Below are 12858 nucleotides of genomic sequence, written 5' to 3' on the forward strand. Positions count from 1 at the left end.
AGTACTATTAACTAAAAATCATCTAAACAATTAAATTAACAAATAGAACAAAACCACATATATTTTCTGTAAAACGAAAGATTAAATCTATTTTTTGTACCTTGCGCAGCAACAAGTATATAATACTTCTTTCACTCTTGAGGCAATGTGCATGCAACTAGCTTTTTGTATCTATAAATATTTTCCTTACGGCGGTTTGCAACGTGATTTCTTGCAAATTGCCCGAGCTTGTCACGCTAAAGGGCATAAAGTTCGTGTTTATGTTATGCAGTGGCAAGGCGATAAACCGACTGAGTTTGAGATTATTTTAGTCCCGAAAAAGGGGCTATCGAATCATAGCCGTAATCTAGCTTATTATCATTGGGTCAAAGATCATCTACAGACATATCCGGTTGATTGTGTCGTTGGCTTTAATAAAATGCCGGGATTAGACGTCTATTTTGCCGGCGATACGTGTTTTGCCGAGAAAGTCTCCCATAAAGGCTTTTTTTATAAATTATCTAAACGCTGTAAACACTATTTGGCGTTTGAAGATGCGGTATTTAATCAGCAGCATGATACCAAAATTATGGTGCTAACTAAGCAACAAATTAGCGATTTTGAAAAATATTACCATACTCAAGCATCAAGATTTGTTTTACTGCCACCCGGTATTGCAAAAGATCGGCAATATTATATTGATTCACCAATTAAACGCCAGCAATTTAGGCAAGTCAATCACATTGCGCAAGATGCTTTTGTGATTGTACAAATTGGTTCTGATTTTAAACGAAAAGGTGTTGATCGCACATTAATAGCGATCGCTGCTTTGCCCGAAGCATTAAAAAAACAGGTGTGCTATTTGATTGTCGGGCAAGATAAACCCGATAATTACCAAAAAATGGCGAAACGGTTGGATATTTTTAATCAAGTCCGTTTTTTTTCAGGGCGGGATGATATCCCCGATTTTCTCTTTAGCGCAGATCTGCTACTGCATCCAGCTCGACAAGAAGCCGCTGGTATGGTTTTAATCGAGGCTCTAGCTGCTGGCGTGCCGGTGATTGTAACCGGGATAGCCGGTTATGCTTATCATATTACAGATGCGAATGCAGGTGTGGTGCTTAGTGAGCCTTTTGATCAATCAGAATTAAATAGCACACTGGAAAATGCTCTCACTAATCAAGCACAACGAGCTGCATGGCATCATAATGCGATTAAATATGGGCAAAACGCCGATTTATATCACCTTGCTGAGCGTGCTGCCGATATTATATTAGGTTGTCATCATTATGAATGAAATTATACTCAAATCGCCTTTTGAGAATTTATGGAAAGGCAAAGATCCGTTTAGCGAAGTTGAGCAGATTTCCGGTGAAGTTTATCGGGCGGTTAAACAGCGTAAAACATTGAATTTTAAACTTGATGATGAATCTTACTTTATTAAAATTCACCGTGGCATAACGGTAAAAGAGATCGTCAAAAATTTATTGTCCTTGAGATTACCAGTGTTAGACGCCAAACAAGAATGGACAGCCATTCACCGTTTAGCGCAAGCGGGAGTAAATACCATGGACGGGCGTGCTTTTGGTCGTAAGGGGTTAAACCCACTAACACGGCACTCGTTTATTATTACCAAAGATCTTAACCCGACAGTGAGTTTAGAGGATTTCACTCGGTCTTGGTTAACCAATCCGCCGAGCTATCATCTGAAACATTCATTAATAATCTATCTGGCAAAAATGACCGCCAAAATGCATGCCGCCGGGGTCAATCACCGTGATTGTTATTTATGCCATTTTTTATTGGATTTACCGTTATTTGAACATCATCAGCAAATTAAATTATCCGTCATTGATCTGCATCGGGCGCAAACCCGAAAACGAGTGCCAACCCGTTGGCGTGATAAAGATTTGATTGGGCTGTATTTTTCATCGACCAAAATCGGGTTAACTAAACGTGATATCTGGCTATTTTTAAAAACCTATTTCAATAAACCATTAAAAACGATTTTGCATGATGAACATAAACTGTTAACAACCGCGGAAAAAAAATCGGCGCGAATTGCAAAACGAACTGAAAAATATCAGCTTTAATGATAAGGAAATCCTATGTTTATTGAACAAATTGAGATTACCGGATTTAGAGGAATAAGTCAGTTATCTTTAACATTTAATCCGGAATCGAGTGTGCTTATTGGTGAAAATCGGTGGGGAAGATCGCGCTTAATTAGCGCTTTAAAGTTGTTATCACTCGATAACTAATTTTATCAAATTGTCGATAGCGATTTAACATGTAAGTAAGGGGTACTAATTCCTTTAGCATTATCGGTATCACCAGCGTTAACCTTTCTTCTTGTTAAAATCACTGAACATAAATGGTAATCGCGTCGATAGAAATATGCACTATTTATATCTAAATTACTGGCTTGCACTATCTCAGTTTGCTTTTTTTCAATAAAGACAAGCATCAATAGCTGAACAATGAAGCCATTTTTTTTGATTTACTCACCTTTAACCAGACATTCATAATGTCGGTTTTTATCCCAAATCACAGCCAAAATTTCAACAAAATCGTGTTTTATTAGATAAAGATCTGATGCATTATTATTTTTACATCAATCATAATCCATTTCTTGATCAGTTAATTCACTTGCAGTAGGTTGTCTGTAGGCTGCAAGATAATCTTCACCCACAATAAAGAGCATTTCGTTCATATAAATCGCTTTATTTCTATTTAGTAGATATTTAGCTAATGGCGATTTGTCGATATTGTCAAATGTGATATATTCCAACTCGTTACTAATATCTATATTAAATTTTTTAAAATTTTCGACTTGCTGTTGATAAAGTTTTTCATCACCAAATAACTGTTTTGATTTCGCTTTACCAAAGGTAAATGAATAGGCTTGTTGATAATTGACACAAAGCTTTTTATCAGCAGGATTTAAGGTTAGTGTAATATCATAAAGCTCATTGAATATGTTGCTTTCAAAGCGCATATAATTATTTGCTTGTTTACTAGTTAGTAAAAGGCTTTTTGTTGAATGTATTTTGTTATCTTTAACCGCTAATTCACTGTAACAATTTGAAGTGACAGGTAATTCTTGAAACTTCCCTTCTTTAGTCACTTGAAAATGTTGTACTTCTATTGTTTCATCTTCAAAACGTTGGCGACGTTCAATAAAATAGTTTTTATCAATATTGTAATAAATAAATCCGATTGGTAAATCACCTGTTGCAGGATTATGTCTTGTCATACCAATTTGAGAAGACAATATAATTTTATCGGAAAAATTAAATTGTTCTGAGAAAAGGTAAAGATAAACTATTTTCTCTTCATTCTCTTGAGTGCCAATGATTAAGATTGTATCTATTACATTATTTATTTTTGGTAATTTTATTCCATTTAAATTAGTTAAATAATTATTTAACTGTTCATATAACCTATTGTTATCAAATAATTTTAAATAGTGTAGATAACTTCGTGATATATTTTGAGGATAATTGTGATAATTCTCATCCTTAATAAAATCTGTTGAGCTTTGAGAATTGATTGGTAGATCTAATGCAGGAAATTTATTAGCTAATGTTAGAAATGAATTTTTGTCTTTAGGTTTTAAAAAAGAAGCAACTAAAGATTCATTTATAAATAACAACTTTTCTTTGCCTAAAATCAATCTGCCCTTTGGTAATAATAATTTAGCTAAATTAATATCTAACACATCCTCGAATTGTAAATAATTGATATTCCCTGTTGGTAAAATAAATTCATTTATGATTGGGTTTTCTATTAGCTCTTTTGTGAGTAATTGTGATATATCAGATGTTTGGCGTACAATAACATTATATTGATTATTATTAATATAAATGATGTTATTAACTAATTTAACTCTCAAATCGTTTAAATAATCAAAATCATAATTATTTTTGTTCATTTGGTTATAATTTTCAACATATTGATCTAAAATCCAGTAAGGTTGCTCAATATCTTTAGCATGAACATTAGAAAAATTAAAAAAAACATATAATAAACATATAATTCTTATTAACATTATATTCTTTTTAATTAAAGAAAGATAAAACCCATGCATATTATTAGTTCCTCTAATTTTTAACCAACTCTTTTAAATATTTACTATTGGCATTTTTTTCTGTTTTCACAAAAACTGATTTTCTAAAAATTTACTCTCAAACACGCGAACATCATAATGAACCCAATTGCTCGCTAGACTTTTATTATCACGTCCTTAATATCTTGTATAACTATTTTCTAAAGCAATGCCATTAGAATAAAACCATCTATATTTATTCTCCGCATTTGTTTTTTCCGTCAAAATATCTCTAACTAAATCATAACAAACTATCTTTTCATCTTTGGTGTGTTCAGATTTCGTTTTTTTTTAATTATATGGATATCGAGCGCTTTACCCATATGATTAGTACTTACTCGGTTATGATAATTATTATCCCTCCAACATCTTTAACCAGAAGATACGATATAAACTGTCAAATGTTGATATCTTTCATCTGAATCAATATAAAACATAATGCTTCTTAATACGCAAACAAAGTTCTATGTAAGCTTGGATATTCAATTCCTGACGCATAATTATTACCTGTTCTTCCATTATTGGTTTTATTTAGACCAAATCCCTCACAATTGGCTACTTTTAGATTAGTAAAAGTTATATTTACACTTAGCTTGAGCAAAATATGTTTCTATTGGGTATTCCTCTTGAAACGCATCAATCGATTCAATTACTTGCATATCAACAACACCCGTTTCTTCAACTTTCATATAGTCACGTTGAAACTGTTTGATCATGTTTTTCGTTCTTTCCGTAAACTCATCAGTCGGGACATTGCCACCAAAACCGGCAAGGCGGATATTGATTTCTCGAATTATTTCATCTTTATCGCCTTTTTGGAAAAGAATCTTATTATCAGAGAAATAATTTATCATAGATATAGGATGCATAAACCACACCCGACCATTTTGACTCAAGGTGGCTGGCGTTGATGAAGTTTCTGCTTGTTGTTTTGAGCTGTCTTCTGCCTTATCTTTTTCAGTGTCGCTTTGTTTTGTCTTTTGACTTTGCTTAGTTAAACCTTTGGCTACACCGTCCCACCTAAGCATTTTTGTCGCTTTTTCTTTGGCGTTTTCCCATATGATTAATTTCTTTTTAGACTCCGCTTTATCATCTTTCAGAAAACTTTGATAATCTTTTCTTTGTTGCTCTAAGCTTTGTTTTGTTGATTCTTGTTGGCTTGCGTCTAACTTACTAACATATGCATCACGTTTTGCTTCATCACCGTTTTTTATATAACCCAAATAGTTTTCCGCATCATCTGTCATTTCACTGTTTAACTCTTCCCATTCCGGTCGTTTACCTTCAGTATTTAGTTCGGCATACATTCACTTTCATATTTAACTAACAGATGCCCTATACGCTCTGCTGTCCAGCACTAGTAAAACAGTATTACTAAACGATCAAAATTGTAGAAGTTATTACTATTTAATATTTTGGTGAGGATAATATTCCGCCAATTTTTGATCTATGTCCTCTATTTTTTGATGTAGTTGTTCTGTTAAACATTTGGTAATCTTATAGGTAAAATTCTTCGTTTCATCCTGATAATTTGGAGGTTGTGAAGTTAAACACACCATATTGATTTCTTTATCTATTATTTCCATGAACTCGTTAGCATGAGGATTTTTAGTTTTAAGAAAATTCAATTTTTGAGATAAAATATTATGATAGTAACGATAAGATTCTATACTACAACTAGTTGAGTATTCTTCTTGATAACAAGTTTTTAGTTTATTAATTTGATATTTTGATGTTTCAAGCGAACCTTCGAGAATTTTAAATTGATCAGGATAAATAATTTGATATTTATAACCTTCGTCAATTAATAATGCTATAAGTTGAAACTGTAAGCTTTTTTTATCTATTTGGTAATGTTTCCAAAATATTGGTTTTACACTGGTTTCGACATCTTTTGCCAATAATACATAAACATCCATATTAGGTGATATATAATAGTATTGATTACTTAACCAATAATAACCTTCAACATCATAAGAACTATTTGCCAATATAATTTTATCTTCAAGGTTTCCTTCATGACTGAGAGATAAGTTAAGCTCTTTAACTGGATATATTTTATTATTAACGGTTTTATTATAGATTTTTTTATTAATAGTAAGCTTTAAATCATCAACATCATATATAACAATATTATTTCTAATAATGTCATATAAATTATCAAAATATGAAGCCATTTGATTAATTGGACAACGCTCAAGTATTTCTTCTCGTTCAGTATTTGAAATATGCCAAAAATTATCGTTCTTTTCGCAATCTTTTGTTAGTTTAGTGATATCTATCGCGTTAAGAAAAGATTTACCTTTATAGTTCTCAATAACATTAATTTCCTCTCCATAACAACAAAAACTGACAAAAAATAAAACTATTTGGATAAACAATAAATTTTTCATTACTTAATCCTTTATTGTGTTAAAAAAGCCTGAAGAACTCATTTGATATTTCTTTTCTTTGGTATAAATTTTTTTATCTTTTGGATTTTCATCTAGCTCAAATAGATTTTGTTGTTGATGTTGTTTTATTAATATTTTACCATCAGGCTTTATTACAAAATCATTCCAATAGGATATTTCGCCATTTTGAATTTTGTACAAAAGTATAGCATCAATCAAATTTCCATTATTACCATAACTATATAATTGAAAAGTAAAAACTTTTTCATCATTTTCACCTATAGCCATTTGAATAATGCCTTTATATAAAATGTCCTTATAATAAAAATAGCCATGAGGAAAATAAAAAGTTGTTTTAGTAAGATATTCAAATAATTTTGGTTTAAATGAAAATTCTTTATTGGTAAATCTTAATGGAAATGGCATATTAGGGGAAAGATATAAGCCATATTCTCCCCAATAATAATATTTTTTTAACTGATTGGAAGAATAGGGTAATTTAATTTTATGATAGTAAGGTAAATCACTCTTAAAATTTTCTGACAATGCAATATTTACATTAAATAATGATAATAGACAGATTATGATAAATCTTTGAATATATTTCATTATTAAATTTCCTCAATGTTATTCATGCTTAATACAATATCTTAATTAATATTGTATTTTTTATTAGAATATTATTTAATATAGTAAAATAAAGGCGATAAAGAAAATGTCTTTGGTTAGTCTAATTTAAACTTTGTCACAATCGTTATTCAAAATTAATATTACCCATATTATCAATTAAATAATAACTTACCTTATGTTGTTCAGTCATAAGCTTGTCTGTTTCTATATCAATGCAATATTCTGATTCTATTATTTCAAATTTCTTATTTTTATAAATACGTGTTCTTTTATTGATTGAGCACTCTGCTTGTGCACCATCCACAACAATCATTTTACTAATCAGTTGATTACTCTTATCAAAAATCTGTAATTCAAGAGATGGAAGGTTATAATATGAATCTTGATCATTACGATCCCAATAAGCAAAAAGGTACACATTTAGCTTGTTATCAAGCGGAAGCTTTTTAAATAATATAGCTTCACCTGTGTAAGGTTTTCTATGCTCAACCATGCTTAATAAAGGTGTATTGGGATCAAAAAGCGCATTCAATGGATTTTTTTCATCATATATTTGATTATTATCCGCAAAAAAGTCTTTCAAAGAATGATAGGAAGAGGTTTTTTTTGAATATCCTTTAAATTCATAAAGGATATTATTAAGATTTTTATCTTCTGCAAAAGAAAAGAACGAGACTAATAAAATACATATATAGAAAAATTGAAATCTGATCATTTTTAATCCTGTACATTGATAATTAAGTTAAAATCAAAACCACATATATGTAAATGATGATGATGTCTATATCCATTTGGCGGATCTTTTTTCATATGTTTTGTATATTTAAGTAAAGTATTTGATTGTTTCTTATACGTAAAATATTCCGAATACATTAACGACGTTCTAGCCCAACCAAATTTATATAATGCAGTATTAAATTTTTCTTGCTCATCAAAATCAAAAGTTGAATAAGATAGCCATGTTAGCTCACCATTTCTTTTTTCTGATATATACCTTAGATCTCCTGCAATCCCATTTATATGAGATTTGCTCTCTACAGATTTAGCGTCATGAGTGCTAAATCCGTTAAAGCCTAAATAATCAGCATTTAGTTCTAACATAGCGCCGAGCAAACCAGCAAAACAATTAGGATTTAGATACCATCTATTATGATCACTATTAAATGTTGCAAATTTTGCTTTAACACTACCATCAGATGAAATGTATCCATTTTCAAATTCCTTAACATTAATTAATTCCACGTCATGTTCTTGCGGAATATTTCCTCTCGCCATAGCCTTAGTCACATAAACAGTAAAAATACCTAACTCATGTATTTTTTTATTCTTATCATGCTAGATATGATAAGTCACAATTCCCGCTCCAGGAAAATAATCAACCATTGCGCCGGGGTAAATAAACCAAGCTTTGAGATGAATCGATATAAAACAGATTAGGTGTATTAACTTTCATAATTTATCTAAATGTGCACAACCCTCAAATATTTCACCTTTATAGTCGATAAAAATTTCATAGATTGAAGCAGGTTCATCAAGATTTGCTTCGCAAAAAGTTCCATTAGGAAGACTACGAATTAAACCATAAATACCATTATTAGAATGGAAGATTGTCACAAAATTATTTGTTATAGCAGAAGATTTTATATCTATAGAAATTTTAACGTTTTCTTCTTTATTAAGCCTAAATTGCAATTTATTCTTACTTATTATGGCATTCCAAAAAGGTTCATAACCACTCGCATGAAACCCTATAGAATTTTGTTTGACTTTATCCCAAAAAATATGCGGTGATAATATATCTATTTGTTGCATTTGCTGTAATTCTGACAGGCTTATCCAATCTATTTTTTTATTTTTAAGATTTAAAAAATTTCGCTTACCATTTTCTGTACTTCCTAAAGATAAATATTCTTGATTAGAAGAATTTTCATATATTTCCTGTGCTAATAATAAATTAGGTAATATCAATAATAATAAAATTAATTGTTTCATATAATATCCTTATTTACCGTGAGGGTTGCCTTTTAAAATTGGTGTCCATGAATATTTATTGATAGCAAATAGAATTTTTGATTTGTTATATCCCCAATGTTTTGTCTGTTGGTTTAGCTTCGTTTTGTTAAACCTTTGGCTACATCATCCTACCACAGCTATTTTGTTGCTCTAATCCTTGTTTTGTTGATTCTTGTTCGCTCAGTTCTATTTTACTCAGAAAAGCATCACGTCTCGTTTCATCACCGTCTTTATCTTTTTGTGTGTCAGTATTTTCATTTTTTAATTGAAATTTTGTGACAATGCACCTATTAGTAAAAAACCTGATTTAAAATATATCTCTACTTAGCATAATATATTTATCGGGCTACTTACTGTTAGATATATAAAGAAAAATTGTTAATTATAGCATTTATCGATAATGGTTTTTCGTTCAATTGATTTGTCCAGATTATTACTCAGATAATCAATAATATCAGTTAAGCACTCAATACGTTGTTTACTAATAAGCAACATGTTTTTTTCTTTGGTTTCTAATATGCCTTTTTTTTCTAGCATAGAAGATAAAATTTTGTATTGTTTAAGCATAAAGGGGTAATTGAAACAATCCGAACATACTGGATCATCCCAATTTATTTGTTTACTATCATATTCATATGTCCTGCTAACTTTTTCATCTATTTGTAATTGAATAAACAGTACTTTTGATGTTGGATAATCCTTAAAAAGATAAGCAAGCTCCTCAGCTATAACCCATACAGGTACTGTCCTTTTGTCATCTACAATTCTTTTAAACTCATCTTCAAAATATTGCTTTTGCGTTGCCGTCAATGATGAAATTTTCTTTTCATATAAATCTGTGCATTCTTCAATAGGATGCTCTACCATCCAATTCAAATCACAGTCATGAAAACTCTTAGCAAGAGCTTGACTTGCAATGCAGCTAAAAAAACAGATCAATAAAAATTTACTTATTAACTTCCAAAAGTGCGACAATATTATCATTATTTTTTCCTTTTCCTCTATGTTTAACTAGATAATCATGTATTTCTAGATATTTTTCATAATCAACAATAGATACACAACCATTAAACAGATGCCAAATATGAATAAATCCTTCTTCAGAAGGAATTTTACCTGCATCTGCCGGCGTTTGGGTGATGAATTTCGGCTAATTTTTACAAGTAAAACATTCCACGTGTAGACATGTTTTAAATTAACTTGTTAATAAACCAGTTTTTAGCGGTAAAGTCGCCATATCTATATCATTAGCATTTTTTGGTGTATCAGTGTTTTTATTTTTTAATTGAGATTTTGTGACAATACACCCTTTAGTAACAAACCTGACTTAAAATATATCATCACTTAACATAATATATTTATCAGGTTACTTACTGTTAGGTGTATAAAGAAAAATTGTTAATTATAGCATTTATCGATAATGGTTTTTTGTTCAATTGATTTGCCCAGATTATTACTCAGATAATCAATAATATCAGTTAAGCACTCAATACGTTGTTTACTAATAAGCAACATGTTTTTTTCTTTGGTTTCTAATATGCCTTTTTTTTCTAGCATAGAAGATAAAATTTTGTATTGTTTAAGCATAAAAGGGTAATAGTAACAATCCGAACATACTGGATCATCCCAATTTATTTGGGTACTATCATATTTATATGTCTTGCTAACTTTTTCACTTAATTGTAATTTAGTAAACAGTACTTTTGATGTTGGATAATCCTTAAAAAGATAAGCAAGCTCCTCATATATACCCCATACAGGTACTGTCCTTTTGTCATCTACAATTCTTTTAAACTCATCTTCAAAATATTGCTTTTGCGTTGCCGTCAATGATGAAATTTTCTTTTCATATAAATCTGTGCATTCTTCAATAGGATGCTCTACCGTAAAATTCAAATCACAGTCATGAAAACTCTTAGCAAGAGCTTGACTTGCACTGCAGCTAAAAAAACAGATCAATAAAAATTTACTTAATAACTTCCATAAATGCGACAATATTATCATTATTCTTTCCTTTTCCTCTATGTTTAACTAGATAATCATGTGATTCTGGATATTTTTCATAATCAACAATAGATACACAACCATTAAACAGATGCCAAATATGAATAAATCCTTCTTCAGAAGGAATTTTACCTGCATCTGCCGGCGTTTGGGTGATGAACGTCGGCAAATCTTCACAAGTAAAACATTCAACATGTAAACTTGGTTTATATTGACTTGCTGTTAAACCTGTTTTTAGCGGTAAAGTCGCCATCTCTATATAATTACCATCTTTTTTTTGTTAGTGTTTTCATTTTTTAATTGAGATTTTGTGACAATACACCCTTTAGTAACAAACCTGATTTAAAATATATCTCCACTTAGCATAATATATTTATCAGGTTACTTACTGTTAGGTGTATAAAGAAAAACTATTAATTATAGCATTTATCGATAATGGTTTTTCGTTCAATTGATTTGTCCAGATTATTACTCAGATAATCAATAATATCAGTTAAGCACTCAATACGTTGTTTACTAATAAGCAACATGTTTTTTTCTTTGGTATCTAATATGCCTTTTTTTTCTAGCATAGAAGATAAAATTTTAAATTGTTTAAGCATAAAGGAGTAATATAAACAATCCGAACATGTTGGATCATCCCAATTTATTTGTTTACTATCATATTCATTTGTCCTGCTAACTTTTTCATCTATTTGTAATTTAATAAACAGTACTTTTGATGTTGGATAATCCTTAAAAAGATAAGAAAGCTCCTCAGCTATAACCCATACAGGTACTGTCCTTTTGTCATCTACAATTCTTTTAAACTCATCTTCAAAATATTGCTTTTGCGTTGCCGTCAATGATGAAATTTTCTTTTCATATAAATCTGTGCATTCTTCAATAGGATGCTCTACCATCCAATTCAAATCACAGTCATGAAAACTCTTAGCAATAGCTTGACTTGCACTGCAGCTAAAAAAACAAATAAATAAAAATTTACTTAATAACTTCCAAAAGTGCGACAATATCATCATTATTTTTTCCTTTTCCTCTATGTTTAACTAAATAATCATGTATTTCTAGATATTTTTCATAATCAACAATAGATACACAACCATTAAACAGATGCCAAAGAGGATAATCTTTTTGCTTTTTCCAATAGCCTCTTCAAGAAAAATCATTTCTATAACATCTATTACTAGTCCATAGTTATGATAACTATATTCCCCTATAACCCAAGTCACTATAAAACCTGATGTAGTTCTACCTTGCTCATAAAGCCTATTTTGTTCTTCAATAGTTCTAAGCCAAGTTGTAACTCTTATCTGTATATCGAATTCTTTTTCAACTTCATTGATGAAATTCACCGCTTTTTGACGAATTTGCGGATGTAATAACGCTATCCTTGAGTTTGTTACTTTGTCCCACGTTTCAGTTTTTTTCACTTCGATATTAAAATAACCCACCATTACAAATGGATGCATAAACCACTCCCTAACGTTTTAGCTAAAGATGGTAGGCGTTGATGAAGTTTCGGTTCGTTGAGTTGAGGTGGCTGGTGTTTTAACCTTTTCAGTGATCGCGTTACTTTGTTCTGCCTGTCCGTTTTGCTTAGCTAAAACTTTTACCACTTCTTTTACCAAAGTACTCTCGCTATCTTCTATTATATACCCCAAATAGTTTTAAGCATCTTCAGTTCTGACTCATCGCTGTTTTTTATTCTTTAAATAACTTAACTGCTGATTA

The 12858-nt window shown here is 30.5% G+C and carries 16 protein-coding genes and 1 pseudogene; 3 read left to right on the forward strand and 14 right to left on the reverse strand.

Annotated elements, in window-relative coordinates:
- The first annotated feature begins 151 nt into the window (after nt 1–151).
- From JMI89_RS03555 to JMI89_RS03565, 3 genes and pseudogenes are all read left to right on the forward strand, one after another.
- The gene (locus JMI89_RS03555) at nt 152–1276 is read left to right on the forward strand and encodes a glycosyltransferase family 4 protein (protein WP_220679354.1); all 1125 of its coding nucleotides are present in this window, start codon (nt 152–154) and stop codon (nt 1274–1276) included.
- The gene (rfaP, locus tag JMI89_RS03560) at nt 1269–2072 is read left to right on the forward strand and encodes a lipopolysaccharide core heptose(I) kinase RfaP (RefSeq protein WP_220679355.1); all 804 of its coding nucleotides are present in this window, start codon (nt 1269–1271) and stop codon (nt 2070–2072) included. Before JMI89_RS03555 ends, rfaP begins: the two co-directional genes overlap by 8 nt.
- Nucleotides 2073–2087: 15 nt before the next feature.
- A pseudogene (locus JMI89_RS03565) lies at nt 2088–2225 on the forward strand (DUF2813 domain-containing protein); the annotation flags it as partial.
- Between the two features lie 20 nt (nt 2226–2245).
- On the opposite strand, the gene JMI89_RS03570 reads toward JMI89_RS03565, so the two are convergent.
- The 14 genes from JMI89_RS03570 to JMI89_RS11865 all read right to left on the reverse strand — a co-directional run bounded on the left by JMI89_RS03570 (nt 2246) and on the right by JMI89_RS11865 (nt 12743).
- On the reverse strand, nt 2246–2446 hold the full coding sequence (locus JMI89_RS03570; protein ID WP_220679356.1) for a hypothetical protein: 201 nt from the start codon (nt 2444–2446) through the stop codon (nt 2246–2248).
- Nucleotides 2447–2593: 147 nt separating this feature from the next.
- Nucleotides 2594–4069, reverse strand: coding sequence for a hypothetical protein (locus JMI89_RS03575; RefSeq protein ID WP_220679357.1), 1476 nt, complete (start codon nt 4067–4069; stop codon nt 2594–2596).
- Nucleotides 4070–4653: 584 nt separating this feature from the next.
- Nucleotides 4654–5394 (reverse strand): peptidoglycan-binding protein, encoded by a 741-nt coding sequence (locus JMI89_RS03580; protein WP_220679358.1) that lies wholly within the window; start codon nt 5392–5394, stop codon nt 4654–4656.
- Nucleotides 5395–5490: 96 nt separating this feature from the next.
- A complete protein-coding gene (locus JMI89_RS03585) occupies nt 5491–6480 on the reverse strand; it encodes a hypothetical protein (protein ID WP_220679359.1) in 990 nt (329 codons plus the stop codon).
- A gap of 3 nt (nt 6481–6483) precedes the next feature.
- Nucleotides 6484–7089 (reverse strand): hypothetical protein, encoded by a 606-nt coding sequence (locus JMI89_RS03590; RefSeq protein WP_187754195.1) that lies wholly within the window; start codon nt 7087–7089, stop codon nt 6484–6486.
- 145 nt (nt 7090–7234) lie between these two features.
- Complete coding sequence (locus JMI89_RS03595; protein WP_187754196.1) at nt 7235–7825, reverse strand: hypothetical protein; 591 nt, start codon at nt 7823–7825, stop codon at nt 7235–7237.
- Nucleotides 7826–7827: 2 nt separating this feature from the next.
- Entirely contained in the window at nt 7828–8385 is a 558-nt protein-coding gene (locus JMI89_RS03600; protein WP_220679360.1) for a hypothetical protein, read from the reverse strand.
- Nucleotides 8386–8559: 174 nt separating this feature from the next.
- Nucleotides 8560–9102, reverse strand: coding sequence for a hypothetical protein (locus JMI89_RS03605; RefSeq protein WP_220679361.1), 543 nt, complete (start codon nt 9100–9102; stop codon nt 8560–8562).
- Between the two features lie 399 nt (nt 9103–9501).
- Nucleotides 9502–10107, reverse strand: coding sequence for a hypothetical protein (locus tag JMI89_RS03610; protein WP_220679362.1), 606 nt, complete (start codon nt 10105–10107; stop codon nt 9502–9504).
- A 414-nt stretch (nt 10108–10521) separates the two neighbouring features.
- A complete protein-coding gene (locus tag JMI89_RS03615) occupies nt 10522–11127 on the reverse strand; it encodes a hypothetical protein (RefSeq protein ID WP_220679363.1) in 606 nt (201 codons plus the stop codon).
- On the reverse strand, nt 11090–11380 hold the full coding sequence (locus JMI89_RS03620; RefSeq protein WP_220679364.1) for a hypothetical protein: 291 nt from the start codon (nt 11378–11380) through the stop codon (nt 11090–11092). Before JMI89_RS03620 ends, JMI89_RS03615 begins: the two co-directional genes overlap by 38 nt.
- A gap of 160 nt (nt 11381–11540) precedes the next feature.
- Entirely contained in the window at nt 11541–12146 is a 606-nt protein-coding gene (locus tag JMI89_RS03625; protein WP_187754202.1) for a hypothetical protein, read from the reverse strand.
- A gap of 45 nt (nt 12147–12191) precedes the next feature.
- Entirely contained in the window at nt 12192–12596 is a 405-nt protein-coding gene (locus tag JMI89_RS11965; RefSeq protein WP_220679365.1) for a M15 family metallopeptidase, read from the reverse strand.
- 18 nt (nt 12597–12614) lie between these two features.
- On the reverse strand, nt 12615–12743 hold the full coding sequence (locus JMI89_RS11865; protein WP_255562844.1) for a hypothetical protein: 129 nt from the start codon (nt 12741–12743) through the stop codon (nt 12615–12617).
- Nucleotides 12744–12858: the final 115 nt, after the last annotated feature.

This window comes from Frischella sp. Ac48 (assembly GCF_019641635.1).
In the GTDB taxonomy this organism is placed as follows: domain Bacteria; phylum Pseudomonadota; class Gammaproteobacteria; order Enterobacterales; family Orbaceae; genus Frischella; species Frischella japonica.